At 53.2% G+C, this 26,366-nt stretch carries 25 protein-coding genes; 3 read left to right on the forward strand and 22 right to left on the reverse strand.

What is annotated here, in order from left to right:
* Positions 1 to 18: 18 nt before the first annotated feature.
* The 4 genes from EKM97_RS02910 to racE are packed head-to-tail and all read right to left on the reverse strand — an operon-like array spanning position 19 to position 3,748.
* Positions 19 to 882, reverse strand: coding sequence for a hypothetical protein (locus EKM97_RS02910; RefSeq protein WP_125570782.1), 864 nt, complete (start codon positions 880 to 882; stop codon positions 19 to 21).
* Positions 882 to 1,775, reverse strand: a complete 894-nt coding sequence (locus tag EKM97_RS02915) for a hypothetical protein (RefSeq protein ID WP_125570783.1) — start codon at positions 1,773 to 1,775, stop codon at positions 882 to 884. The genes EKM97_RS02910 and EKM97_RS02915 overlap by 1 nt, the downstream gene beginning before the upstream one ends.
* 18 nt (positions 1,776 to 1,793) lie before the next feature.
* Positions 1,794 to 2,306, reverse strand: a complete 513-nt coding sequence (locus tag EKM97_RS02920) for a metallophosphoesterase (RefSeq protein WP_125570784.1) — start codon at positions 2,304 to 2,306, stop codon at positions 1,794 to 1,796.
* The gene (gene racE, locus EKM97_RS02925; protein WP_125570785.1) at positions 2,306 to 3,748 is read right to left on the reverse strand and encodes a glutamate racemase; all 1,443 of its coding nucleotides are present in this window, start codon (positions 3,746 to 3,748) and stop codon (positions 2,306 to 2,308) included. The genes EKM97_RS02920 and racE overlap by 1 nt, the downstream gene beginning before the upstream one ends.
* 281 nt (positions 3,749 to 4,029) lie before the next feature.
* Here racE and EKM97_RS02930 point away from each other — a divergent pair, with 281 nt between their 5' ends.
* Positions 4,030 to 4,500: a DUF2507 domain-containing protein gene (locus tag EKM97_RS02930; protein WP_125570786.1), complete on the forward strand. Its 471-nt coding sequence runs from the start codon at positions 4,030 to 4,032 to the stop codon at positions 4,498 to 4,500.
* A 220-nt stretch (positions 4,501 to 4,720) separates the two neighbouring features.
* Here the strand turns inward: EKM97_RS02930 and trxA are convergent, their stop codons facing one another.
* The 13 genes from trxA to EKM97_RS02995 form a co-directional block, all read right to left on the reverse strand.
* Positions 4,721 to 5,032: a thioredoxin gene (gene trxA / locus EKM97_RS02935; protein ID WP_125570787.1), complete on the reverse strand. Its 312-nt coding sequence runs from the start codon at positions 5,030 to 5,032 to the stop codon at positions 4,721 to 4,723.
* A 577-nt stretch (positions 5,033 to 5,609) separates the two neighbouring features.
* Positions 5,610 to 7,973, reverse strand: a complete 2,364-nt coding sequence (locus tag EKM97_RS02940) for an endonuclease MutS2 (RefSeq protein WP_125570788.1) — start codon at positions 7,971 to 7,973, stop codon at positions 5,610 to 5,612.
* Between the two features lie 71 nt (positions 7,974 to 8,044).
* A complete protein-coding gene (locus EKM97_RS02945; protein ID WP_125570789.1) occupies positions 8,045 to 8,587 on the reverse strand; it encodes a CvpA family protein in 543 nt (180 codons plus the stop codon).
* Between the two features lie 14 nt (positions 8,588 to 8,601).
* A complete protein-coding gene (locus EKM97_RS02950) occupies positions 8,602 to 8,844 on the reverse strand; it encodes a cell division protein ZapA (RefSeq protein WP_125570790.1) in 243 nt (80 codons plus the stop codon).
* Between the two features lie 200 nt (positions 8,845 to 9,044).
* On the reverse strand, positions 9,045 to 9,923 hold the full coding sequence (locus tag EKM97_RS02955) for a helix-turn-helix domain-containing protein (RefSeq protein ID WP_125570791.1): 879 nt from the start codon (positions 9,921 to 9,923) through the stop codon (positions 9,045 to 9,047).
* A 2-nt stretch (positions 9,924 to 9,925) separates the two neighbouring features.
* Positions 9,926 to 10,798 (reverse strand): helix-turn-helix domain-containing protein, encoded by an 873-nt coding sequence (locus EKM97_RS02960; protein ID WP_125570792.1) that lies wholly within the window; start codon positions 10,796 to 10,798, stop codon positions 9,926 to 9,928.
* A 544-nt stretch (positions 10,799 to 11,342) separates the two neighbouring features.
* Positions 11,343 to 11,657, reverse strand: coding sequence for a DUF1292 domain-containing protein (locus EKM97_RS02965; RefSeq protein ID WP_125570793.1), 315 nt, complete (start codon positions 11,655 to 11,657; stop codon positions 11,343 to 11,345).
* Positions 11,650 to 12,108, reverse strand: a complete 459-nt coding sequence (gene ruvX / locus EKM97_RS02970) for a Holliday junction resolvase RuvX (RefSeq protein ID WP_125570794.1) — start codon at positions 12,106 to 12,108, stop codon at positions 11,650 to 11,652. Before ruvX ends, EKM97_RS02965 begins: the two co-directional genes overlap by 8 nt.
* Positions 12,105 to 12,365 carry an IreB family regulatory phosphoprotein gene (locus tag EKM97_RS02975; RefSeq protein WP_125570795.1) on the reverse strand — a complete coding sequence of 87 codons (261 nt, stop codon included), beginning with the start codon at positions 12,363 to 12,365 and terminating at the stop codon, positions 12,105 to 12,107. Before EKM97_RS02975 ends, ruvX begins: the two co-directional genes overlap by 4 nt.
* Before the next feature lie 70 nt (positions 12,366 to 12,435).
* Positions 12,436 to 15,078: an alanine--tRNA ligase gene (gene alaS / locus EKM97_RS02980; protein ID WP_125570796.1), complete on the reverse strand. Its 2,643-nt coding sequence runs from the start codon at positions 15,076 to 15,078 to the stop codon at positions 12,436 to 12,438.
* A gap of 298 nt (positions 15,079 to 15,376) precedes the next feature.
* Positions 15,377 to 15,997 (reverse strand): DUF4767 domain-containing protein, encoded by a 621-nt coding sequence (locus tag EKM97_RS02985; protein ID WP_125570797.1) that lies wholly within the window; start codon positions 15,995 to 15,997, stop codon positions 15,377 to 15,379.
* 23 nt (positions 15,998 to 16,020) lie between these two features.
* Positions 16,021 to 17,022 carry a hypothetical protein gene (locus EKM97_RS02990; RefSeq protein ID WP_125570798.1) on the reverse strand — a complete coding sequence of 334 codons (1,002 nt, stop codon included), beginning with the start codon at positions 17,020 to 17,022 and terminating at the stop codon, positions 16,021 to 16,023.
* A gap of 65 nt (positions 17,023 to 17,087) precedes the next feature.
* Positions 17,088 to 18,059: a hypothetical protein gene (locus EKM97_RS02995; RefSeq protein ID WP_125570799.1), complete on the reverse strand. Its 972-nt coding sequence runs from the start codon at positions 18,057 to 18,059 to the stop codon at positions 17,088 to 17,090.
* A gap of 301 nt (positions 18,060 to 18,360) precedes the next feature.
* On the opposite strand from EKM97_RS02995, the gene EKM97_RS03000 reads away from it, so the two are divergent.
* Positions 18,361 to 19,260 carry a hypothetical protein gene (locus EKM97_RS03000; protein WP_125570800.1) on the forward strand — a complete coding sequence of 300 codons (900 nt, stop codon included), beginning with the start codon at positions 18,361 to 18,363 and terminating at the stop codon, positions 19,258 to 19,260.
* The gene (locus tag EKM97_RS03005) at positions 19,253 to 20,155 is read left to right on the forward strand and encodes a helix-turn-helix domain-containing protein (RefSeq protein ID WP_125570801.1); all 903 of its coding nucleotides are present in this window, start codon (positions 19,253 to 19,255) and stop codon (positions 20,153 to 20,155) included. The genes EKM97_RS03000 and EKM97_RS03005 overlap by 8 nt, the downstream gene beginning before the upstream one ends.
* 355 nt (positions 20,156 to 20,510) lie before the next feature.
* On the opposite strand, the gene EKM97_RS03010 is transcribed toward EKM97_RS03005, so the two are convergent.
* The 5 genes from EKM97_RS03010 to EKM97_RS03030 form a co-directional block, all read right to left on the reverse strand.
* Positions 20,511 to 21,869 carry a DEAD/DEAH box helicase gene (locus EKM97_RS03010; protein WP_125570802.1) on the reverse strand — a complete coding sequence of 453 codons (1,359 nt, stop codon included), beginning with the start codon at positions 21,867 to 21,869 and terminating at the stop codon, positions 20,511 to 20,513.
* Positions 21,870 to 21,873: 4 nt separating this feature from the next.
* Positions 21,874 to 22,827 carry a DHH family phosphoesterase gene (locus tag EKM97_RS03015; protein WP_125570803.1) on the reverse strand — a complete coding sequence of 318 codons (954 nt, stop codon included), beginning with the start codon at positions 22,825 to 22,827 and terminating at the stop codon, positions 21,874 to 21,876.
* Between the two features lie 2 nt (positions 22,828 to 22,829).
* On the reverse strand, positions 22,830 to 24,152 hold the full coding sequence (locus EKM97_RS03020) for a DRTGG domain-containing protein (RefSeq protein WP_125570804.1): 1,323 nt from the start codon (positions 24,150 to 24,152) through the stop codon (positions 22,830 to 22,832).
* Between the two features lie 136 nt (positions 24,153 to 24,288).
* On the reverse strand, positions 24,289 to 25,416 hold the full coding sequence (dinB, locus tag EKM97_RS03025) for a DNA polymerase IV (RefSeq protein WP_125570805.1): 1,128 nt from the start codon (positions 25,414 to 25,416) through the stop codon (positions 24,289 to 24,291).
* A 175-nt stretch (positions 25,417 to 25,591) separates the two neighbouring features.
* Positions 25,592 to 26,356: a hypothetical protein gene (locus EKM97_RS03030; RefSeq protein ID WP_125570806.1), complete on the reverse strand. Its 765-nt coding sequence runs from the start codon at positions 26,354 to 26,356 to the stop codon at positions 25,592 to 25,594.
* Positions 26,357 to 26,366: the final 10 nt, after the last annotated feature.

Here is a 26,366-nt window from a genome sequence, read left to right on the forward strand (position 1 = left end):
GCTTAATCCATTGAATTGCTACATTTCCGTCAGTCGGTACGGCCGCAATGCATAAAAGGTCTCAATGACTGGTGCGGGACTCAGCGGCAACCAGCGGCGAACGTAAGCACTCAAATTATCGTCTGAGCGCCAGATCAGCGACACCTGCGGATATATCCGGCGCAAGTAATCGAAGACAAAGGGGAGTAAGGTGTGCATATCCGTCGTCTCCCGCGCACTCATGACCTGAATGCACGCGCCGCCCTTCACCACTGTGGTGACCGCAAAGGCCACAACTTCACTATCTGCCAGCAGCAGTAGTGGCGCCTTGGCAATCTGGACTTCACCCAACTTACGGAGCACGGTGCGCGCGTTCAATGTACCCGCGTTCAAGTTCATTTCCCGCCGCACGCGCCGGTAGAGCTTCACCGCGAATTCATTTAAAAGTTGCGGTCGCTGCAGCAGATCCTGATAGCTGAGTACCCGTCCCGCAGCCACCTTTTGCGGCCGCATCTGCAGCGTTTGCGCGTCGATTCGCGCTACCGCCCGCATCCGGTCGGCGATGAAAGCTTCGTTAGCAACGAGCCAGCGCGTGAACTCTGTCCGCGGCAAGGCGTCTTCACAGCGCAGCGCTTCGTTCGGTCCCGCTAGCGTCCAGAGGTGCGCCGTAATTTTGCGTCCATAACGCTCGGCAAAACCTTTTCCCGGCAGGCAGTACGCGGCAAAATTCAAAACGCCGGGGCGACTCTTTGCGCGCCAAGTCGTCCACACTGCACGCACTTCGCCCTCATCCCGGAGCAACTCCAGATGCCGAGCGTGCTTGCGCAGACTGCGCAACACAATCTGCGGCGCAGCAAACAAAACATTTTCCACAGCCGGCAGTTTCACATGTTCAATCTGCATTAGCCGCGCCCCGTCTTTCCGTCGTCTTGATCAAGTCCCGCGTTCATGCGCACGAGCAGGTTTCGAGTCGGCGCCGGTTGCCACGGCAACAAATCCCACACCAGCTGGTCGCATTCGGAATTGGACGCGAACACGCCGTTCAGCACCGGCGCCCCTGTGTTCTGCGCAAAAGTAATCACGGTCGGCAAAAATTGGCGCATGGCATCCAAATTAGCCGCCCATTTCCAACCGAGCAGGAGCTCACCCGCAGCGTTACGGCGCAACAAGCCGTATGCCTGCACGGTGCCATCTTGCAGCAGCACTAGGGGTGCCGTCGTCAGCAAGCGGTCAAGCACCACCCGACTCCAGGTTTCCTCGTCGTAATCTTCAATGGGCACTGCGCGCTGCGTATCATCAAACTGCTGCCAAGTGAGGTTCAAAAACTGCTGCGCAAGCTGGTCATCCCGCATCACCGCTCGACCGGCCAGTACTTGACCTGCTTGCGGCGGTACTGAGCCGGGCAACTGTAAATTTTGCAAATCCAGTCGCGTAGCCGTGGACAACATGACAGCGCGAAAGTCCTGCGTCAGCAGCCAGCGGCCAAAGTCACTGGCCGGCACGGTATCCGCGAACATTAGGCCGCGCATGCGGCCGGCTTCAGCCATCAGTTCTGCGAGCACCTGCACCCCAACGCGCGAATAATCGGTGACATCACGGGCAAATGCGGCGGCGAAGGTCAACAGTCCTGGGTGCAAGCTGTCGACCCAGTGGGTCCAGACCGCGCGTAAGGTGCCGTCGCTGTACACGCCGCCAAGGTTCTCAGCGTGGTCGACAAGCGCCTGGTGTGCGGGATGATCTTGCGCGTAATGCCGGAGCAAAATCTGCGCGTCATCCAGTGTAATTTTGCGAATCATCTTCTGGCCTCCGGGGGCTTAGCGCGTAAACACCTGCGTCAGCTGTGGCTGCATGCCATTGCGGGTCCCGAACTGCACCTTAATCTGCTGGTCATCAACATCAATCAGTGCGTACATTCCGCCCAACTTGGCCAGCGGGCCGCGTGGCTGCGAGATACTGCCCGGGTTCACCACCACAATGCCGCGGTGCTGTTCGGCCAGCGCCACGTGCGTATGACCGTAAATAATCAGTTGCGCGTTTGCCGCCGCACCGGCATCGAGCAACTGGTCCAGGCCGCTGCGTACGCCGTAGTAGTGGCCATGGGTCATGAAGACGCGCAGTCCGTTCACATCGGTGGTCAAAGTCTTGGGAAAACTGTCATCCCAATCCATGTTGCCGACCACCGCCTGATAGGTCTTGAAAACTGAACTGCTGGCTTCCAGCTCCGAGTCGCCGGCATAGAAGTACGCCGCGCAATCTGGATACTGCGTGAGTAGTTCTTCCAGAATCAGCTTGTCACCGTGCGTGTCGCTTACTGCCAAAATCCGCATCAGAGAATCCCCCTTGAATTCAACTTATCCCCTAGCTCCCGCAGCGCCCGACCGCGGTGGCTGATTGTGTTCTTCTGGTCTAGTGTCAGTTCGGCCATCGTCTTGCCCAATTCCGGCAGGAAGAAGAACGGGTCGTAACCGAAACCGTTCTCGCCCTTCGGCATCACGCCGATTTCACCGGCCACATCCCCGTTCGCGACCACGTCCTCATCGGGGCGGTCCGGGTGCGCCAATACAATCGTCGTGTGGAAGTGTGCCGTGCGGCTCTTCGATTCGGCGTCCGCGAGGCTAGCAAGCAGCTTCGCGTTGTTGGCCGCATCGTTGTGGCCATCCCCCGCATACCGCGCGGAGAAGACGCCAGGCGCCCCGTCCAGCGCGTCGACCATCAATCCGGAATCATCCGCAATCACGGGCAGGCCGAGTTGCTTGCTGTAGCCGTCAGCTTTCAGCCGCGCGTTCTCTTCAAAAGTCGTCCCAGTTTCTGCGACTTCTTGCACGTCTGGGAACTCATCTAAGCCGCGGGTTTGCACCCCGCGCTGGGCGAAGAACTCACTAATTTCGGCAATTTTGCCCTTGTTTGAGGACGCGACCACCACGGTGTTGCCCTCATCGAGTGCGGGATCACGGTAATCCCTGGCTTCACCGGTAATGTCGACGTGACTTGCCTGCAAATCATCCATGTTCAGCCAACTACCGGCAATTTCCTTGAACATCTGCGGGTTGCCCGTCGTGTAGAATTCACGGCTGCCCCGCGTGTGCTTGGCACTCGCCAAATCAAAGTAGTCCAGCAGCACTGATACTTCGCTAACCGTCTCCATGCCGGAATCAATCAGTTTCACATCCGCGCCCATCGCCTTTTGGATGAACGGCCGCAGAAGTGGGTAGTGCGTGCAGCCCATGACCAGCGTGTCCACGTCCTTGGCGCGCATTGCGGCGAGCGTTTCGTCCACAATGCGCTCGGCGATTGGATCTTGGTACTCATTGCTCTCGACTACCGGCACAAACTTCGGGGCGGCAAGGCTGAAGACGTCAATGTCTTCGTTGCGTTTATTGATGGCCTTTTGGTAGGCACCACTTGCCACTGTGCCCTCCGTGGCGATGACGCCGACGCGGCCACTACGCGTCGCCTTCACGGCAGCGCGCGAGCCAGGTACGATGACGCCAATCACGGGAATCGGCAGCTTCGCCTTCAGGTCTTCCAAAGCCGCTGCAGTGGCGGTGTTGCACGCAATCACGAGCATCTTGATGCCTTTGCGCAGCAAGAAGTTCGTCATCTGCCAGGTGAACTCGCGCACCTGAGCTGCGGGCCGCGGCCCGTAAGGCAAGCGCGCCTGGTCGCCGATGAAAATAATGTCTTCATGTGGTAGCTGCCGCAGTGCCTCGCGCACAACGGTCAAACCACCCACGCCGGAGTCCATAAACCCAATTGGTGAATTGTTCAATGTCTCTACCACGCTTTCTGTGTTATCTGCTGAATATCATGTCGACTGTGCGCAGCCGTCGCGCGTCTGGTATGGCTACCCAAACGGCACCGGTGCGACAAACGCAGTTGACTGTTTCGAATAATGCCTGAAACTACATTGTTAACCGCTTGCAGTCGAAAAGCAAGTCTTGCACGCATAATCATTCCGATTTGCGCAGTTATAGCAAAATATTAAAACGGCTTTACTGCTTTTAGTGCAAACTTTCTGTATACTATTAGGTGAAATTAGGAGGCGCCACCATGGCTGACACACAATATACAGAATTGATGACTTCAGAACTAGAGACCCCATATTTTGGGCAACAGATGCTCCGGGACGTGCTGATTCCCAACCTGCTGGGCGCCAAAACCAGCGGCATCATGTACTTCGCGGGCCGCGACTTAGCGCCGCGCGTTCCGGTCACCGATGAACAAATTCCCGACTTGTTTGCCAAGCTGGGCTTAGGCACCCTGACCCTGAACAAAAATAAGGTCAAGCTGCGGACATACACCCTGTCTGGAGAAGTTGTTGCGACGCGGATCAAGAACTTCCCGGAAGCAGACTTTCAGTTTGAAGCCGGTCTGATTGCCCAACTCGTACAACAAGTGCTCGGCATGACCACCGAGGCCGCCAGCAACGTCGACAAACGCGGTGGCAGCGTTGAACTGACCTTGAGCATTGACCCGAGTGAGGAACAGACGATTATCTCGGCAACCCGCCGCGACCGTTAAGCACATGCATACATCCGTTGACTGTCAGGCACATTGACTTTACTACGCAGTCGCGTGCCAAAAGGCAGCCAGTCGACCTAGCGCTTTAGCGCGTAGTGAGACGGACACCGCAGGGCCACCTAACATACAAAGACGGTCCAGCTAGAATCCTAAGTTCGGGATTCTAGCTGGACCGTCTTTGTATACCGGTGGCTAACCGCCTTTTGTCACAGCCTTTTATTTAGTCAGTGTACTTAGCAAGGGTCTGTTCGAGCTGTTCCTTGGTGTGGTAACCAATGAGCTTCTCAACGACCTGGCCGTCCTTCTTCACGATGAGGGTTGGGATTGCCTGAATGCCGAAGTTCTTTGGCGTTTCGGGGTTCTGATCCACGTCCATCTTGGTAAACTTTACTTTATCGTTAGCGCCCTCGAGCTTCTCAATTACAGGGGACTGCATACGACAAGGACCACACCATGTTGCCCAGAAGTCGGTCAAGACGACACCCTGGTCAGTTTCAGCGGCAAAATCGTTATCTGTTACTACTTTAACCATTGTTTGTTCCTCCCTCTTACTTTAGGTAAGTTAATTGTACGAGATTTGTTTGCAAAAGTAAAGCTTTGCGCAGAAGACGTACAAAATTCATCCAGCTGTTCATAACTTAATTCTAGCAAAACGCGGTGACGTAACCAAATTAGTTGTTTGATTGGGAACGGGATTGGGTCGGATTAGCTCCACGAACGGGGACGGGCTGGCGGGGACCGCTTCAGCCGGCCCTGCCGTCTGCCTAACAACAGCTTATGTGACGCCTTCATGTAGTTTTTAGTAACAAGGCTTCTACTCGCGAATTCAGGTAAGCCAATCGGTGCGGAACGTTACTAAGTCAGGGCAACACCACTTAGTCGTGGGAAGGGCTGGACGGAGCGTTTGGGAACGAAGTGGCGCAAAGAAAATGAGCAGTGTATACCCGGCATGAATTTAGCCGGGTGTACACCGCTCATTTTCTCGGGAGCGCAGATTTGGCGTGGGCCTCGGCAAATCTGCCAGCGGAAGACGGCAAAGCCGGCTGCAGCGGTCCCCGCCGCGTAGTTCTCAAACGCGGAGCCCAGCTGTTCTCACACCGAAGGTAGCCTTACTTGAACACGGCAATCGTTGCCCCGCTACCACCGGAATTAGCCGGTGCGTAGCCGAATTTCTTGACATTGCGGTTCTTCTTCAGGTACTCGGTGACCCCGTTGCGAATCGCACCAGTCCCGAGCCCGTGAATAATCGTGACCTGCGGATAGTTCGCGAGCAAGGCCGCATCGATGTAGCTGTCCAGATCCGCCATCGCCTCGACATAGCGCTTGCCACGCAAGTCGAGTGAGGTACCGGGGCCGCCGCCCACTGCGCCCTTAACGGATGGAATGTGGCGTTTGGCCTTAGGTTCGCCGTCATGGGCGCCGAGCTTCTCCAGCCCGTTTTCAGCGACCGCCATCTTGATGATGCCGACCTGCACCTGCCACTGCTTGTTGTCGAGCTTCTTAATCAGCGTTCCGTTCTGGCCGTACTGCAGCACCTTGACGTTGTCGCCAACGTGCAAAGCCACCTTATTCTTGGCCTTACGCAGTACCTTATTCTTGGCGAGCGGGTTGTCCTCATGCAGACCGTTGAGTTTGGTCTTGGCCGCAATCAGCTTGTCGTCCTTAATTACCCGCGGCGCATCGTGCTGCATTTTGCGCAGGTCCTTGATGATCTTGTCCGCTTCGGTTTGCGCGTTCAGCACAATTGCATTGGCCTGCGAACGGGCGTCGCGCAGCTGCTTGTCGCGGCGTTTATTCAGGTCATCGTAGGCCTTCTTGAGGTCGTTATGCAGCTGCGTCGTCTTGTCCAGCTCCTGCTGGAGAGAAGAGTCGGTCATGGCCGCAGCCTGGCGCTCCTTCTCCAGGTCAGAAATCATGTCGTTGAGTTCGTGCGAGTCACTACTAATCAGCAACTTGGCGCGGTCAACGATGCTGGCGGACAAACCCAGACGGCTGGCGATGTCGAAGGCGTTACTACGCCCAGGCACCCCAATCAGCAGCTTGTAGGTTGGCTGCAAGGTGTCGACGTCAAAAGCCATCGACGCGTTAATCGTCTTGGGCGTGTTGTAACCATAGAGCTTCAGTTCTGGGTAGTGTGTTGTCGCTACGACATCGCTCCCCACTTCGCCGACCGCATCCAGAATGCTGATGGCCAGCGCTGCCCCTTCTTGCGGGTCGGTCCCGGCACCCAGTTCGTCAAAAAGCACGAGCGAGCGGGCGTCAATTTTGCTCAGAATATCGATGATGGTGGCCATGTGGCCAGAGAAGGTCGACAGGTTCTGTTCAATCGACTGCTCATCCCCAATGTCCGCGAAGACGTTACTGAAGACCGCCACGCGGCTTTCTTCATGGGCCGGAATGAACAAACCAGACTGGGCCATGATTTCGACCAGTCCCAATGTCTTCAGCGTGATGGTTTTACCACCGGTGTTAGGCCCCGTGATGACAATCGCCTGGTAATCGCCGCCGAGCTTAATGTCGTTGGCCACCACCGTCTCCTGGTTCAGCAGCGGGTGCCGTGCCTGAATGAGATCAACCACGTTGTTCGGATCAATAATCGGTTCAGTTGCCTTAATGGCCGCCGCGTACTTGGCCTTGGCGTTGATAAAGTCCAGATAGCCAATGACGCGCGCGTTGCCGAAGATCGAATCAATTTCTGGTTCCACCGCGGCCGACAATTCAGCCAAAATGCGGGCGACTTCGCGCTGTTCGCGTAGTTGCGCCTCGCGCAGATTGTTGTTCAGGTTGACAATGGCTTCTGGTTCGATGAACAGCGTCTGGCCCGAAGCGGACTGATCGTGGACCACACCGCCGAAGCGGTTCTTGTTTTCGGCGCGCACCGGAATCACGTAGCGGTCGTCGCGAATCGTCACAATCGGGTCACTCAGGTACTTGGCACTGGCACCACGGGTGAAGCCTTCCATGCGGTCACGAATCTGGCTTTCAATTGCCTTAATGGCGCGCCGAACGCCGGCCAGTTCGGAACTGGCTTCGTTGGCCACGTTGCCATCGTCGTCAATTGCCCGCTTCAACCGGCGGGTCAGCGCGGGTAAGTCGCTCAGCTCATCCTTGAGCGTGTACAAGCGGCGCAGCTCCACCAGTTCGGACAAGTCATCGAAGAAGTCGACGAGCGTGCTAACGGTCTGCAGCACCCGGCTGATACCGGACAGTTCCTCCCCGTTGAGCACCCCGCCAATGCGGACGCGCTTGAGACTCTGGCTGATGTCTGGTAGCGACGGGATTGGAATGCCGCCGCGCAGTCGCAGAATTTTGGCCCCATCGGCCGTTTCGTCCAGCATCTCCTGCACCTTCTCGGGATTAGCCCGCGGTTCCAGGCGGCTGGCGATTTCGTTACCCTTTGCGGTAACGGTGTGCTGCATCAAGGCAGCACGAATGCGCTCGAATTCGAGCGTTGTGAGTATTTTCTTTTGCACTTTTTATTCCTCTTTATTGCTGAAAAAAGGGACGCGAACAAATTGTCCGGGTCCCTTCTGTGTGTCGAGCCTCAGGCGGCAATCCACCAGTTGGCGATAAAATGTGACAGTACGGGGGTGTACCGCACCATCAGTACAGCCGCTTCCGAATGTCCAAGCACGTTTTGCAGGCCGTTAATCGGCACGAGGGCCAACACGAACAGCACAAACAGCATGAAGACATAGCCGCACAGCAGGTTAAGCACCCCACCAGCGAGCTTGTTGACGAGTTCGTCGCCGTAGTCAAAATACTCCAGTTCCTTCACAGAAAGTGCGAGCAGGTGCACCAATGCCCAGCAGATTGCGAAGACGAAGAGGAAGGAGATGCCGTAGTAAAAGGCGGTATCCAGCTTCAAGGCGACGTCATTGCCAAAGAAAACGAACTTACTATTAATGGTTGCGGACGGATATGGCACCCACAAATTGAGTAAGGGGCGGACAACCCCTGCGAGCACACCGGCAACCATGGCACTCACGAGGTAACCAATGGTGTAAGCGGCCTGGAACGCCATTCCGCGCCGCGCGCCGGCGTAAAAACAGTACGCCAGAAACGCGACAATTACTAAAGTTAACATCTAATCTCCACGCCTCAAGCTTCCTGCTGATCAACAATTTGCTGCGCCGACGCCTTCACTTGGTCCGCTAGGGCGTTGAATGCCAGCAGAATTGCGGCATCTTCAGTACTAATATCCGGCTGGAGACGATTAATCTGGTCAAGCTGCTCGTTGAGCATCTTCGTGACCGCATCGAACTCTTGCGTGCTACCGGGGCCAATCAAGGTGTAATGTTTCCCGGCAATGGTCGCCTTATAGCGCCGTTTCTCCTCTGCCATGCAGTCTCCGCCTCCTCACTAGTCATGTTTTTACCGCTCATTTTACCATAGAGTGCGGGGCGGGCACAATTAGGGCGTGATTTAGACCGATTACTCATCAATTCGCTAATTCATCACAACAAAATGTGTTGAGAAAAAAAGACGTGCTACCCGCAAAAATTCTGTGTGCATATCTCAAATAGCAGTCTTCTCCAATCAATTTACTGAAAATCTTCAGCAGTTGCCCATCCCTGTGCAATCGTATATTGCACAATACTTTGGTGAACTTCTGGCGCAAAAATTAACGCTCCCGCCTTCATCACTGCAATCAAGTGTGCATGATTTGCCGGCGAGGGGTCAGCAAAATCCTTGTGCAAGGCTTCCAACGATACCAAGTTGTATCGCTGCATCGCATTCTCAGGAATAGTCTGAGTAAGACACCGCATTTCAGCGGTTGCTTTGCCCATGATGTCAAGCTGCCGCTCTATAGCCGCGCGTTCTCCGATGGCTGCACAAAACGAAATCACTCGTCTAATTACTTGCGGTTCAACGGCCAATTTATCCATCATCTTAATTTGCCGTGCAACCCATTGCCAACCAGTCGCTAACGGAACATACTCCAAGCTCAAGCTGAAAAGCATCCCTTCTAAGCGGCTAAATTCTGTAATATTGGCCAAATACTGGTCGAGCTGGGCAACTACTTCAGGGGCCATATTTTGTCTACCTTCATCATGAATACTCAACAATTCTTTGATGACGGCAGTTGCGACCGCTAAGAAATCGTTACGCATTCCTGGAACCTTCAGGGCATTTAATTGGGTCAGTAGATGCACCGCGTTCTCTTCGTTCCAATCCTCAGAGGCAAGGTAACGCCAATCTTCCAGGTTGTCTTCTGATAGTATCAGTCTGTAAATTAAGTCCTCGTAATCTAGCCCCAAAGGAATCGCCATCTGCGCAATCACACTATCCGCTAGTTCAATATCGCCATGCTCAAAACGGGACATACTGGCAACAGACCAATCGCCACGTATGTCTTCAAGGGTGACACCACGATCATGGCGTAAGTGTTTAACTAGCGCGTTCAAGGTTTGTGTTGCCATGGCTATGCCTCCGTCCCGGGTACGTCCCGAATTACTTTTGTTGCCAAATCGGCAAAATATGCGCGCATATGGTCAAGTTCCAGCAACTTCAGCTTGTCCAGAAATTGACTCACATTCTGGCGTTTGTCAGCGACTGATGACGGTTGAATCACCAAATCAAGAAATTGAATGGTGAGCGAATCCTCACCATCATAGCCGTTTAATGCGGCTTTTTTAAGTTGCGGCCCGCATAATTCGACGGCTTCTTCATCACGGCGGCTCAGTAAAATTAAGAAGACGCGTTGCAGCACCCGCACAAAATAATCGTTATACGCCGGCATTGCATCGCTTTGCTGGATGACCGCGCGCTTGAAACTACGCTTCAGTGTAGGTGAATCTAGATGCGGTGCGGCCAACCATAATAGACCGTAGTCAAAAATTATCCAATCGCGCGCCCGAAATAATATGTTCTGAATCCGCTCTTGCTCTGCTGGCATCAGCAGCTGTTCCTGGTCTGTCTGCAAGGCTTCCTGCCGCGTTGAAAGAATAGCTGCAACAACATCTACTAATTCGCTAGATGCGCCATGCGTGCGCGCTTTGTAAAGACGTACCGCCTCCGGGGCAGCACCTGACTGCTGATCAAAGCGGGTGATATACAAGCGATCAATCAATTGTTTGAAGGGCGATAAATACTCAATTGCGTGTTGCTGCAAGTCCCAATAACGCACGCCCTCCCTTTGCATGACCGAGCGCAAGCGATCACCACTGATTCGTGTCTTGCCGTTTTCAAAGCGTGATAGCGTCGAAGCCGCATCGGGGGATGCAGCACGCAAGCTAATGTGCCGCTGTTCACGATAAGACTTCATGAAGCGACCCAAATTGAACTGTTCCGCCATGTCCCAATCCTCCTTTGCGAATCAATTTATTAATGTGAAGCTCAAACTACCGAACACGACCCGTTTACTCAGGGTTAAAAAGGTACCCAAAATCATTATCTCGGAGTACATTTTATTGCATAAAGCAAAACAACATCGGCTATTATGTACAAAATAATTCAACAAACACCGCAACGGGAGACCGTCTAGATTTTTAAATACTATCGTAATACGATAATGATGGTTGAACAAAGACGCCTAACTCTCAGAGGTGGTAGGACACTCCTGAGGGCTCGGCGCCCACATTCAAAAGTAAAGAAGGTGACAGTCATGACCGAATTCCTTGAGCTACTCGGTTTTATTGGCCACAATGGTTAATGCCATTGCTACTTCTTAGCTCCTGAACACCTATAGCATATAATTGTTCGTGTGTTCGTTCAACTGGCACTTACAATGTATGCTTAAGCATTCGTTCATGCCCCAGTTCGCCCCTCGGCGTCCTGGGGTTTTTGTATCTCCACGCAAAAAGGCCGGCGCTTGCGCGCCAGCCTTTCCTTGCGGTAACTTACTGCATGTCGTCATCGGCGAGGAAAGTGTTCAGCACTTCCTCAACCATGGACCATTCATCGTCATCCTCGATTGGGAACAAGTCGCCGCTTGCGGCATCCCCATTCTTATCAGGGGTGTATGAGAAGGCCTCAATCTGCACCTCGTCATCATCGTCTTCAGCAGCTTCTGGGTAAAGAAGTACGTATGACTTACCGTAGTCTTCAGAGTCAAAGGTGAAGAGGACGTTGTACAGCTCTTCGTTACCCTTGTCATCGATAAGAGTAATCTGCTGATCGTTTTCGCCTGGGCGAATTTCTTCTTTTTCAGCCATTGTTATCCTCCTTCGCAAGCGCGGTCAACTTGCCGCGCGCATCAAGATAGTTTTGTAAGATGAACTGGGCGGCAAGCTTGTCAATTGCTTGTTTCTGCTTGCGCCGTGAAACATCTGCCTCGTCGATTAACACCTTGTAGGCAGACACTGTGGTTAGACGCTCATCGATGAAATCGATGGGCAAACCGAACTTTTTGTCGAGTCGCGAAGCAAACTCACGCGTCTTTTCAACGCGCGGACCCTCGCTGTTGTTCATGTTCTTGGGCAAGCCCAGCACGAACCCCGCGATGTCATGTTCCTTCACCAGTTGTTTGATGCGTCCCATACCGAAGTTTCCAGCATTCTCGTCAATCGGGATGATTTCGAGACTTTGCGCCGTCCACCCTAACGGATCAGATAACGCAACGCCAACTGTCTTGGACCCAACGTCCAGCCCCATGAGTCTGGTCATTGCTTCTCTTTTCCGAGGTAGTTACGAACGAGTTCCTCGATAATCTCATCCCGTTCGAACTTCCGAATCGTGTTACGCGCGTCGTTGTAGCGCGGAATGTACGCCGGATCCCCTGATAGCAAGTAGCCGACAATCTGGTTAATAGGGTCGTAACCCTTTTCTTCCAGCGCTGCGTACACCGTCTTCAATGTTTCACGGACGTTCTTGGAGTCGTTATCCCGAAAATCAAAATGGACTGTTTGGTCTAATGAACTCATACTACACACCTCTATTCCTTATGCGTTCACGTTTATTTTACTTGATAGTGCACAAAAGTACAAACCAATGTTAAGCGTTTTCGAGAACGTTCTTCGCCTCGGCGAGTGCCTTGGTGATGCCGTCTGGATTCTTCCCGCCGGCTTGGGCCATGTCGGGACGACCACCACCGCCGCCACCAACCATTGGCGCAATGGCCTTGATGAGGTTCCCGGCCTTCACACCCTTGGCGATGGCATCCTTGCTGGCAGCAGCGAGCAGGTTCACCTTGCCGCCGGCGTTGACCGCGAGAACGAGCACGTCGGACGCACCCTTTTCCTTCCACTGGTCAGCCAGCTGACGCAGTTCGTTCATGCCCGCAACCTGCACTTCCTTGGCAATCAGGGAGAAGTCGCCAACCTGCTCGGCACTTTCGAAAATGCTGCCGGCAGCCTGACTGGCAATCTTACTCTGCAGAGCAGCGATGTCCTTCTGGGCATCCTTCAGTTCCTTCTGCAGACTCTTGGCCTTTTCAGGCACGTCGTCAAGCTTCGCTACCTTCAGCTCGCCCGCCGTCTGCTTGAGCGTTTCCGCCTGGCCAGACAGGTATTCGAAGGCTTCCTTGGAGGTCACGGCTTCGATCCGGCGCGTGCCGGCCCCGATGCCGCTTTCGCTGGTGATTTTGAACAAGCCCAGTTCGCTGGTGTTACTTGGGTGGGTCCCACCATCGAATTCCTTGTTGAAGTCGCCGATGGAAACCACGCGCACCACGTCGCCGTACTTGTCACCGAACACGGCGATAGCGCCGAGCTTCTTGGCACTTTCAATGTCAGTTTCAATGGCGGTGATTGGCATAGCCTTCCAGATCTGCTCATTAACCATCTGTTCAACTTGCTGGAGCTGTTCTTCCGTCACCTGACCGAAGTTGGTGAAGTCAAAACGCAGGTAGTCGGGTTCCACGAGGGAGCCGGCCTGGTGCGTGTGCTCACCGAGAACGTTGCGCAGGGACTGGTCGAGCAAGTGGGTTGCGGTGTGGTTCAGTGACACCTTGTGGCGGCGCTGCGTATCCACGTCCAGCATGTACTTGGCACCCTTAACCAGCTTGCCGCTGACAGTCAGCGTGTGCAGGTTCTGGCCGTTTGGCGCATGCTGCACGTCCGTCACGGTTGCGACAACATTGCCGTCAGTATCCTTCACGGTCCCGTGGTCGGCCACCTGGCCACCCATTTCGGCGTAGAACGGTGTCTTGGCGAACACGACGCGGGCGCTGCCAGATTCAACGCTGTCTTGTGCGGCGTCGTCAACAACGATGTCGGTCAGTTCAGCGTCGTCTTCGTGCACACTGGTCCAGCCAGTGAACTTGGAGTCGGTCTTGATGTCCATCAGCGTAGTGTCCTGGTTACCCATGGACTGGGCGTTACCGCGAGCGGCACGCGCACGGGCACGCTGAGCTTCCATGTTGGCCTTGAAACCGTCCATGTCGACGGTCAGACCATCGTCTTCAGCGATTTCGTTCGTCATTTCAACGGGGAAGCCGTAAGTATCGAACAGCAAGAAGGCATCGTTCCCGTTAATTTGCTTCTCGCCGTTCTTCTTGAGCTTGGCCATGATGCCGTCAAGCATGCTCATGCCGGCGTCAAGGCTGGCACGGAAGCGGGCTTCTTCAGATTCGATGACCTTCTGAATGAAGTCCTTGTTCTTCAGCACTTCTGGGTAGTAAGATTCCATGATCTTACCGACTGTTGGCACCAGCTTGTAGAGGAAGTCTTCATTAATCCCGAGCTTCTTGCCGTTAACGATGGCCCGGCGAATCAGGCGCCGTAGCACGTAGCCGCGCCCTTCGTTGCTAGGCAAGGCCCCGTCACCGATGGCAAAAGTAACCGTGCGGGCGTGGTCGGCGATGATCTTGAAGGAGACATCGTCAGCGGCGCTCGCGCCGTACTTTTTACCCGCAGACAGTTCTTCGGTCTGCTTGATAATTGGCATGAACAGATCGGTTTCGAAGTTGGTTGGTGTGTTCTGAATCACCGAAACGACACGTTCCAGACCCATCCCGGTATCAATGTTCTTGTGCGGCTGGTCGACAATACGGCCGTCTGGCAGGTGGTTGAACTGACTGAACACGATGTTCCAGATTTCTAGGTAGCGTTCGTTCTCGCCACCAGGGTAGTTCTCAGGGTCGTCTTCAGCGACGTTGTTGAAGCTCTGACCACGGTCGTAGAAGACTTCAGAGTCAGGACCACAAGGGCCGCCACCAATATCCCAGAAGTTGTCTTCAACTTCGAAGATGTGGCTGGCCGGCACACCGGTCTTCTCCCAGAGCTGCTTGCTTTCCTGGTCCTTCGGGTAAACGGTGATGTACAACTTATCCTTGTCGAGACCGAGCCACTGCGGGTCGGTCAAAAATTCCCAGGCCCACGGAATGACTTCCTTCTTGAAGTAATCGCCGACGGAGAAGTTCCCGAGCATTTCAAAGAAGGTGTGGTGGCGCGCCGTCTTGCCGACGTTCTCAATGTCATTGGTCCGGATGGACTTCTGGGCATTCGTAATCCGCGGGTTTTCCGGAATCACGGAACCATCAAAATACTTCTTCAGGGTCGCAACCCCGGAGTTAATCCACAGCAGTGTGGGGTCGTCCTTAGGCACGAGGCTGGCACTTGGTTCAACATAGTGCCCTTTGCTCTGGAAGAAATCCAAGAACTTCTGGCGCACTTCAGCGCTGGTCATTTGTTTCATTAAATAGCTTCCTCCTTGCGGAAAACAAAAGAGCACCATTGCATTTCAAGGACGCCTGCGCGCGGTACCACCTTGATTGCAACGATGCTCATCGTTAACCACTTCATTAATTATCTTCAACTGACATCAGGGAGCACTCCCCAGGCCGGACCAGACTGCTTTCAGCGATGCAGTCCTTTCTGTGTGGTGAGCCGGCGGGCGGAGCATGTCCTAACTGTGTGAGTATAGGTAGGATAAACCTTAATGTCAAGTGACCACTAAACTCACTTAAGCGAGCAGGTTCGACGTTTAATTTTGATTACTGGTTTACAATTTTAGCAAACCCATCCGCGACGTCGCGATTCTGGGTCTTCGTGAAGTACAACCAGTTGTTCTCATTTCCCTGGTTCTGCATCGTAATGAGAACGACTGGTTGCTTGTTGTAAATGGTGAAAAAGTACAAATGTTGATCAGCGTAAGCTGCGGTTTCCGCATCTGAATATACAGCCACGAGCGCGTAAACACCCGTGTCGACTTTACCATCATTTGACCACTTAATGGCCACTTTCTGTTCATTCACTGCCGGTGGCATTGTTGTCAAGTCGTCTGGTTCATGAATGCCGTAGAAGTTCACATTATGCCCAGGCGTATAAGCAACATAGGACTGGTTCATCTTCTTGCCCCACTGCTTCATGAATGTTGCTAGCCGCTCGGATTTTTGCTGACTCCAGGGACTGGTCTCCGTAGACTGGCTCGAGGATTGAACGGCTGCCTTTTGCTTAGTGTGCAGTGATGTTTTCTCCTGAGACGAACTGGAGGATTTGGTGACTAGTTTCGTTTTCGATTGACTACTTGTTGACTGACTCGACTTAGCCGCCGTGCAAGCGCTCAACGTTAATAAACCAGCAACCAGGACCAAAATAGGCGCAATTTTTTTCATTTGTTTTCCCCTCAACTCAACAGTTATTCATCCTGCATGTGCGCAATGACTTTTTGTGCAAGTGCTGCGTTGGCACCGGTGAAAATTTTAGGCGCAATTTGACTGATGCGTACAGTGGCTGTGGAGCCGTCATTGCCAGCGTTCGTGGCTGGGTGCGTCAACGTCATCACGTCACCGCTTACGGCATACTTGACGTATGAAGGACCTGTCCCCGCGGATGAAGCACCACTTGTGCTTGTGCCACTACCGTATAGTGCAATTTCCAAATCATTTTGCAAATTCTGAGCAACTTCAGAAGCAGATTGGTTTGCGCTGGCAGAATAGAAAAAGGCGTAATGAGCAATCAGTGCTAACTGCTTACCGGTGTACTGTGCGCTGTTTGACTTGCTGGCGGAAGCCGCTGTTTTCTTGGACGTCTCACTGGCCTTTGAACTGCTAGACGCGGCTGTTTGACTACTTGAACTATTAGTCGTTGTGCTTTGATTCTTCTGATTTAAGCTAATCAAATTAGCATCGTGCAGATTATCAGAATTGACGCCGCTACCAATGTTGGCTTGGTACGAATAGGCGAGCGGAAAACGTTTCTGCGCGTAGAAAAATTCACCGGCAGAAGTAAAGTATTGCTCATCCAAGTTGATGAACAAAGATTTCACCGTCGCCTTCTTGCCCCGATTAACGATGAGCTTACCGGTAACGTTACTGGCAACTTTACTATTACCGCTATCATCTGACGGGACATTTAGTGAAAAATCGTTAGGATCAAAACGCACCGTTTTGTTTGTTCGGTTACGAACCGTCATGTTAATACTGTACGTTGCGGCGTTAACACTCGCCTTAACCGCCTTGAATTCAAAGCCGACTTTCTTTTGTTCCTTCTTGGTCAATTTATCGTAGTTCAATGTTGTCGCTACTGGTCTTGAACTGCTGACTGACGAAGATGCACTACTCTTTTTAGTGGTGGCCTGCTTTCCGCAGCCTGCTAAGGTCAAGACGAGGCCACTAATTACCATCAACTTTTTAATCATCAATTATTCCTCACTAGTCATTTCACTTGTGGATACATTTAATCCTGGTTTGGGGCTCAATCAGTTCACGGGTTGAACACATCCACTGTTGCCTTGGCTCGAATTGAACCGCTGTACCCATTCATCTTGCCACTAGAAGTCATGCTGATTCGGTAATACTTAGCTGGGTAGGCAAAATCACTTGCCATGCCCGACGTCATCATCTGCTTGTAAAGTGACCTTGCCACTTCTTTGTCGGATGAAAAGTAACCGTGAGCAGTAGCCGTGCGGTGCGACTGCATGAGATCAGTTCCATCGGCTAACGACCACCAGCCGTTCTTAGATTTTGCACTGGCGGGTAGCGCAACCACCCCATAGCGACTAGGTGCCACTAGCGCCATAAAGGCCTGCTTAATTTTGCTACTGTTTGGAACGTAGTGATTGCTCTTAAACGGCTTCACCGTTTTTAACGTCTGGTCAGCGTTGGCTTGAAATACGGTTCCCGGTGTGGGACTAGCGGTAAAAGTTTTGTTCCCGCGACCTTTATCCGACTTAAGGTAACCATTGGCCTTCTTGATCCAGTTATTGCCACCCAAATTGAGATAAGCCTTCCCGTCAACCATGGTTTGCTTAAAGACCTGCCAATTGGTATTCGCCTTCAATGAACGGCCCGCATACTTGCCCGCCGCACTGCGCAGAACTGCAGAATTGTACGCCAGATGGAAAACACCTTTATAAGTCTGAACGCTGTTCTCACCAGTGATGGTCATGTACTTAATATTGGCAAGCTGCCCGCCACCAAGGTCGTAGTAAATTTGGCCACCGGAATAAACCTTTTTCTTAGTTGTCCACCGGGTACCAGTCTGAATAGACTTACCGCGCTTGCCGTTCTTTGTCAGGGTAATCCCGTAACCCTTAATGTAATCAACCGTTGCAGTCGTCTTTGGAATCGCACTGGATGTTGTCACTGCGGCTACCGGTTTTTCAACATGTGCCTGCCACGCCCCAATTGCTCCCATCGCAATAATCGCTGTTACTAATGCATGATGTTTCATCATCAAATCTGCTTCCTTTCCCAGTATTCCCTTACTCCTGTTTGCACCACGCAAACGAGTTTGATCAAATAGAATGATCTTTTAAATCCATTATTATGTTATGGCGTTTTTGTAGGAAAGAAAACAGATACGCGTTGCGAATCCGTAACAATTGGTCAGAAAACATCAATTCACTATTATTTCGGCTTTTTTTGCATATAATCGACAAATGACCACACTTCTTTCTGCATTTCAGTGGTTCTTAGTCTCAATGCATGACAAACTAACAGTAAGCATTTCATTACGTTCACAAGGCGGTAATACATTGGCAGATGATTTCAAAATTGAAATGCGCACGCTGATTCACAACGCGCGTAAAAGTCACCATATTAGTTTAGAACACGCCTTTAGTGGCTCAAAATCTTCACTCTCACGCTTTGAAACCGGCAAATCAGAGTTGGCCGTCGACGTTTTGCAAGATGTTTTTGAGCGCGTTGGTCTGTCCTTTTTTGATTTGCATGTGCAAACGAATGATTTAACGCCGCTGTGGCAACGGACCTGTGATGCGTTGCGAATCTGCATTGGTTTGAATGATTCACAACGCGCGAACGACCTTATCAAGGTCTATCAGCGGGAAAACCAATCGGTACCATCTCCCCTCAACCATGTTTACATGCTTTTGTTCAGGTGCATGGCTGCGCTTTGCGAACTTACACCACCCCAAACGAACTTACTAAGTGATGCAGAACAAAGTGTGATCATTAATTTTTTCAAGGAGACCCAGACATGGCAAATGTTGGAATTTACACTTTTTCAATATAGTCAATGGTTCTTAAAGCCAGTGGATGCTAAGCGAATCTTTATGGGTATGTGTGCCAACATCAATAACAGTCGGTTAAAGGATCCATCATACTTATATCGTCTGGCTTTTTTCGATGCCGCGATTGCCTATGCCCAAAATTGCCTGTTAACAAAACGCAGTCCTGATTTCACAATCAAACGTCTACAGGAAACTCGGCTCCTTTTCCATACCAATACGGAACGCCAAATACAGCTTCAACTCATCGAATTGGTTGCCAATAAGCAAGTTGACCGTGAATCAAAAATAAAGCAACTAACCGAGATTCTCAACGTCATTGCAGAACTGGGGATGCAACATCAACATGATCGTTTGCACTGGTGGGTAACGCTCTCGCTCGAAGGAGGTACACAGCAGAATGTCTGAACAAAATACCTCACTGAGCGAATTATTCATGCTGACGCGCGCCCAGCATCGCCTCACTTTAACGGACGTGGCGAAGCATGTAACCTCAATTTCCAGTATTTCTAGATACGAGAGTAATCAACAAACCTTGAGTAACGCGACGTTTAGTAAGCTGATGAATCAAGTTGGTCTTGCCCGACAGGACGTTAACAACTTAATGTATGCCAACCAGCATTTGGCTTTTCTTGAAGCGCACAACCAGATTAGTGAACTTTTAGTACAAGGACAATTCACGGCGGCCGAAACTGTTGCTTCTAACTACAATCAGCGTGCCAACGCCACCGGCAATCAGTTGGCGAACATCAATACCATCGAGCTACGTGCCAAAATAAGGCGTCGCCGCAATGGTAATTACCAGCTAAGTCGAGAGAACCAAAAGACCGTGGTTCGCTATTTTGAACGTACTCATGCGCAATGGACTGATCATGACTACGAGCTATACGCACACGTTGCCACTTGCATACCGTTGTCAACTTCATTCACCATTTATCAAAGCATCAGTAGCCTTTTCCGCGCGAATAAGATTGCGCCAGGGTACATTACTTCACTTATTTTCTGTACTCGAAACTTGCTCCTCAAAGCCATCGAGGAAGATGATCGCACCATAATTGCTTATCTGCGCGAAGACTTCATCCGCATTAAACTCACACCCACTACCAGTGATGTGGATGTCTACTTCATGGCCATCACACGTAATCTTTGCATCAAGCTTGCTGACTTCGCAATGGAACCTTCTGCAACATCTAAACAGGCCGCAGCCAGAAGCATTATGCTCGCTCGCAAATTACTAGGTGCTGCGGTAGTCAGCAAACCAGACTTAGTGTTTCAATTGTTGGTTAACCGCTCTATAAACTAGCAGGCCTGTGATAAAATTTGTCCAAATAAAAAATGTCTGACCCAACTGGTCAGACATTTTTTCATCTCGATACCCATTAATCAACGATCAAGGTTGACTTCCATCTCAAACACTCCTAAGTATTCTCAAAGCACAACTCTAACAAGCCAGACAACGCACTTGTGACATCATTTATCACCCTTACTATCCCACTAGTTATGAGTTGCGAACACTCTCAAGTGTTGCATTTACGTAAAATTCATCTACTTTGTAAAATCAGCGACTAAAATTTGCAGCTTCCTTCATGACTTGCTTCCAAACTAGCTTCACACGCAAAAGAGCATTCGCAACATTGCAAATGCTCTTTTTGAGTAACTTATGCCTTGTTCAGCCCTTTAGACTTATTCTTCCGCTTGCGTGCGCGCAGTTCAGCGCGCTTTTCAACGCGGCGGTTGAACCATTCTTCCTTGGCGATGGCCTTCTTGACCTTCTTCTTGTAGCCAGGCATGTGCTTCTTCTGCTCTTTCTTGAGCATCCCGTACATGGTCTGGGACAGCTTGTCCGCCTTCTTCTCGCGGTTGGCACGCCGGTTACGGTCGTGCGTGTCCACAATCTCGCCGCCCTTGATGGTCTTCGGCTTGAAGTGGATGCCCATGCTTTCCAGCTCGGCAATCTTGTTTTCTTCACCTGGGGCGTAGAGCGTAATAGCGGTCCCGCTCATGCCATTGCGGCCAGTCCGGCCGACACGGTGGATGAAGAATTCATTGTCCGTTGGGATCTCGGCGTTGATCACGTGGGAGACACCCTTGATGTCAATCCCGCGCGCTGCCAGGTCAGTTGCGACCACGAACTGGTATTCCTGCGCCGCAACCTTCTTCATGATGCGCCGGCGTTCGCGAGGTTCGATGCCCCCGTGAATTTTGGCGACCTTCAGGCCCTGGCTCTTCAGGTAGTCGTGAATCTTATCAACGCTGGTCTTGGTGTTGGCGAAGATGAGCGCCAGGTACGGGTGGCCGACCGTGAGGAGCTTGTAGATCAGCTCGTTGGTGTTGCCGCCCTTCTTGGCGATGAGCCAGTTATCAACCGTATCCGCGATGACGGACTGCGGCTTGAGCTCAATCACCAGCGGGTTGCTCATGTACTTCTTCAGGAACGGCTGCAGGCTCTGCGGAATCGTTGCGGAGAAGACTTCCATCTGCAATTCAGCTGGGAAGGTGCTGGCAATCTTATCGACCGTATCGAGAAAGCCCATGTCGAGCGTCATGTCGGCTTCATCAACGACAAAAGTCTGCACGGTGTAACCCGTGAGGGCTTCCGCCTTGATCAGGTCGAGAATGCGCCCAGGTGTCCCGATTGCCAGCTGGACAGGCTTGCCTTCCAGCTTCTTTTCCTGCTTCTGGCGGTCAGTCCCACCAACGAAGCGGCCGATACGCAAACCGGGCAGGCTGCCCTGGAACAACTTGGCAGTCTGGTAAATCTGAGTTGCTAGTTCCCGGCTTGGCGCCGTGATGACGGCCTGAAGTGTGTCTTCCTGCAGGTCAATTTTGGAGAGGATTGGCAAGAGGAAGGCAAGCGTCTTCCCGGAGCCCGTCTGCGACTGGCCGATGATGGACTTGCCGCGCAGGGCCTTGGGAATGACCTGCTCCTGAATTGGGGTGGGCTGCACAAACTGGTTGGCGTTCAAGGCGTCAATCAGTTCGGGGCGCAGCGCATATTGTTTAAATTGGTTTTCCATGTTCTCACTTTCCGGCACTGGCGAGCAGTGCATCTAGTTCATTCACAATCTGTTTGATTTCAGATTCATCTGCCGCCTTGGCCCCACTGGCCAGTGCGTGGCCACCGCCGTTGTGGTTCTTGGCGATGCTTTCAATCTCTTGTTGCTTGGAGCGCAGGCTGACGCGGAAATTGCCTTCCGGCTGCTCCGTGAACATTGCCCACGCGCGCACTTCGGCGAGGCGGCCGCCGGTGCCCACTGCAACCTGGTACTGGTCCGCGGCAACGCCCAAGCGTTGCAAGTCGGCCTGACGGATAACGTAGTAACCCGCGCCGTGCGCCGTGACCTGCAACTCGCTCATGGCAAAAGCCTGCAGCTTGGCCTGGCCCATCGTGACCTCGTTCATCTTCTGGTTGACCACGTCCGGACCGAAGTCGAAGGCGTCATACAACTGGGCAACCAGGCGCAGGGTGTGCGCGCTGGTGTTGTTGTACATAAAGCGGCCGGTATCGCCGACCATGCCGGCGTAGAACAAGCGCGTGGCCGCCTCGTTCATCTGGAGTTGACCATTGCTGCCGTTGATGATGTCAATCAGCACCTCGCTGGTGCTGGAGGCTTCCGGCAGCACCCAGCGCAAGTCGCCGTATGCGTCGTTGTCGGGATGGTGGTCGATTTTGATCAGCATTTTGCCCTGATTATACAACTCACCGTCAATGCGCGGGGTATCCGCGGTGTCGGTGACAATCACCAGTGCGTCCTTGTAGGCCGCTGCCGGCACGTCATCCATCGTGGCTAGCCAGGCGAGACTCGGTGAGCCCTCGCCGGCGCAGTAAACCTGCTTGTCCGGGTAGGAATTGCGGATGGTCTCCGCCAGGCCGACCTGCGAACCGAACGCGTCAGGGTCCGGCCGCTGGTGACGGTGAATAATGATGGTATCATTTTCCGCGATTGCCTGCAAAATTTGTGCTGTGACTTCCATAGTTAATTCCTCTCCAGCAGCTGGCAGGTTAACACTGCTTTGGCTGCCACTTGCTTGTCCGCATTAATATCAATGTCAAAAGTTGCGTAGCGCCGGTTAATATCCAGCACCCGCAGACCAATCTCGACGCGCGCGCTCAGCTGAATTGGGCGCAGCGAGTTCACATCGAGCTTATCAACCAGCACGTTCTGGCGCCCCAGCGTGCTGAGGTACTTGTTGACGGCGCTGATGAGCACGCCGCTGAGCACCCCGACATTGAGTGCCCCAAACTTGTTGGTCATGACCGGCGCCGTCGCCACGCCGTACGCGGCGGCGTAGCGTTCCGGCACTTCGCGCTGCGGCGTTAATGCCGCTTCGAGCTGATCGGGAATGGTGTTCGGCACCCGTTCTGGCAGCGGCACATCTTGCAGTTGGGCCAGCACCATTTTGCGTGTGAGCACGCCGAGCAGCTGCCCAGCATCGTCGACGACTGGCACCAGGTGCAAATCGCGCGCCTGCATCAGGTGGTTGACAGTCGCCACGGACTCCACCGTTTTGACCACGGCGGGATGGTGTTCCATCCCCCGCTCAATCGTGCTGGCGTCGCGCTTGCCGCTGACGGTTGCCGTACCGGCAACCCCGACAACGCGCCCGCCGCTACTGAGCACGGGCAGGTCGCGATGACCACTGGCGGCTGCGAGCTTGCGGTAGTCAGCGATGGTCGCTGGCAATTGCAGGTAGCTGACCTCCTCCAGCGGCGTGTACAAACTAGCCACGGTCAGAATGTCCCGGCGAATGGCTTGGTCAGACAGCGCCCGGTTAATCATCGTCGCCACGGTGAAGGTATCATAGCTACTAGTGATAATTGGCAGCGCGGCGGCGTTGGCTTGATCAATCACGCGCTTGCTGGTGTCAAAGCCCCCGGTGATGAGGACGGCGGCACCGCTACCCAGCGCGAGCATCTGCGCTTCTTCGCGATTCCCGACAATCAGCAGCGAGTTACGGCTGATGTAGTGTTCCATGGCACTGTTACGCATCGCACCGATCACGAACTTATCGAGCGGCTTCTCCAGCCCGGCGTTGCCCCCGAGCACGTGCCCACTGATAATCCGCACAATGTCGGCAAAAGTCAGTCGCGCACCGGTGGTTTGCGGCCGCGGATCCGTGCGCACCGTCCCCACGCGGTCAATCGTGGCCACCAGGCCCCGATCCTTAGCCGTCTTAATGGCACGGTAAGCCGTCCCTGCTGAGACGTGTTGGTGCATCGCCATCTGCCGCACCGATATCTTGGTGCCAATATCGAGCGACTCGATGTAATGCAAGAGCTGTTCACTTTTCTGTACCACAGACTGGCCTCCCTTGTGACTATTAAACTGATTATAACAGGTAGTGGAACAGTTTGGCTAACTGTATTCATCAGGCTATCATTTTGGAAAGGTATCCAATTAAAAAACAGGTGCTACTGGGCACCTGTTCATGCACTTAGTCTGCTTTGGGCCGCTCCCACAGCGGTAAATCTACATTACTAAAGGTCTGCGGTGCCAGCGCGGTTGCGGTAATGCCAAGCAAGCGCATCGGTCGCTGCAGGCGTCCCATCTGTTCCCAAAGTTGCCAGGCCGCCGCCATGATGTCGTCCGCATCGTCGAAGTACTCCTCGCGGCTCAGCCGTTTGGTCTGAGTGTTGAAGTCGACATCGCGGGCCTTCAGGACGATGGTTTTACCGTGACGTTCCTTCTTGCGCAGGCTGGTTAGCACCATCTCGGTGAGGTGCTCCAGTTCACTTTTGACCGCCGCATCGCTTTGTAGCGGCGGGTTGTAGGTACGCTCCTTCCCAATTGACTTGGCATCGCGCACCTCCACCGGCCGGTTATCAATGCCGCGCGCGTGTTGGGCGAGCACGAAGCCCATTTTGCCGAAGCGCCGCTGCAAGGCTTGCGGGTCGTACTGCAACAGGTCCGCGCCGGTATGGATACCCATGTCTTCGAGCTTTGGCAACGTCTTTTTGCCGACCCCATGAAACGCTGCGATGGACTGCGGTGCCAGGAACTCGAGGGCATCACGTGGGGCGACCACTGTGCGGCCACCCGGCTTGTTATACTCCGATGCCATTTTGGCCAGGAACTTGTTGTAAGAGACACCCACGGCGCAAGTAAGGTGTGTCGCCGCCTCGATGGTGCGCTGGAGCCACACGGCCAGGCTGATGGAATTGCTGAAGGTCTTGTTATTGGTCACATCCAGGTAGGCTTCATCCAGCGCCACCGGCTGAATGACGTCCGTGACCTGATGGAAAATCGCGTGAATCTGCGCAGACACGGCGCGGTACTTTTCAAAATCCGGGTCCTTGAACACAATCAGGTCACGGGGGATCAGCCGCAACGCTTCCTGTGCCGGCATTGCCGAGTTCACACCATACTGACGTGCCACGTAATTGGCGGTCGTCACCACGCCCTTCCCGCCTGTTTTGCGCGGATCATGGGCGATAACGAGCGCCTTTTTGCGGTATTCCGGTCGGTCGCGCATCTCGATGGACGCATAGAAGGCGTCCATGTCGACGTGCACGATACGCCGGCTAGTGTCATTCGGGATATTGAGCCGGAATAATTCACCCATGGGCCGGCCTCCTTTCTGCGTCACTTGCAATGCGAACATACTTTCGCTTACATTTTCGCATATTGGCAGGCGGGTGTGAAGAGATTGTCCGTAATTGTCAACATATCTAAAAAAGCATCGCCAAAACGGCGATGCTCAAAATACTCATAAGTTAACCGCCAAGAATGCAGCCGGTTCACCGCAGTACCATCGCCCGCCGCATGCATAGCCAACTAAGTAACAGCGTTATTGCGACAGTCACTACTAGGAGTGCCGTCCCCAAATATGGTGTGCCCGCTGTTCCTTGGTACACCGTGAACGATCCGTTAATAATTCGGCGGGTCATCACGGCAGCGGATGAAGTGCTGGGTGCAATGTGCTGCAACAGGATCCGTAGCGGAAACAAAATCACTGCCAAGAGCACAAGCACTGCGCTAATTCGGCCCCAAATGCCGCGCGGCAAGTACAATACCGCGACCCCAATCAACAGCGCCACGCTCAGCACCAACATGATAAACGCCCACTCAAAGACCACGTTGCTGACGACAGCACCAAAATTCCACGGTCCGCGGTAACCGAAGTCGCGCAGCAGTGCGATGCCGTTCCCGTTGATAAACCCCAGACGCAGTTGCACACTCCACAACGCCAGCCCGATTTCCGCCAGCAGGCCGCCAACCAGCACCGTGACCATCAGCGCCTGCCACTGCTGCGTGCGGGTTGCACCGCCGGCAAAACCGTTGTCAACATACCGCCGGATATGGGCGGCCAAACAGATGCCTAGAATCATTGCGACTGGCGAAATGAGTGTACCGTCAATCACGAAGGTCGCCGCATCCTTAGGCAGAAGCAGGCGAAACAAGAACGTGAGGCCATCACTAAAAATAAACAGTCCGAGCCACGTGTAGAGCACGTAACGACTGAAATCACGCAGGTTAACGCATGCTAGAGTGAGCGTCTTCATCTAGCTGCCT

Source organism: Lacticaseibacillus songhuajiangensis, assembly GCF_003946025.1.
Taxonomy (GTDB): Bacteria; Bacillota; Bacilli; order Lactobacillales; family Lactobacillaceae; genus Lacticaseibacillus; species Lacticaseibacillus songhuajiangensis.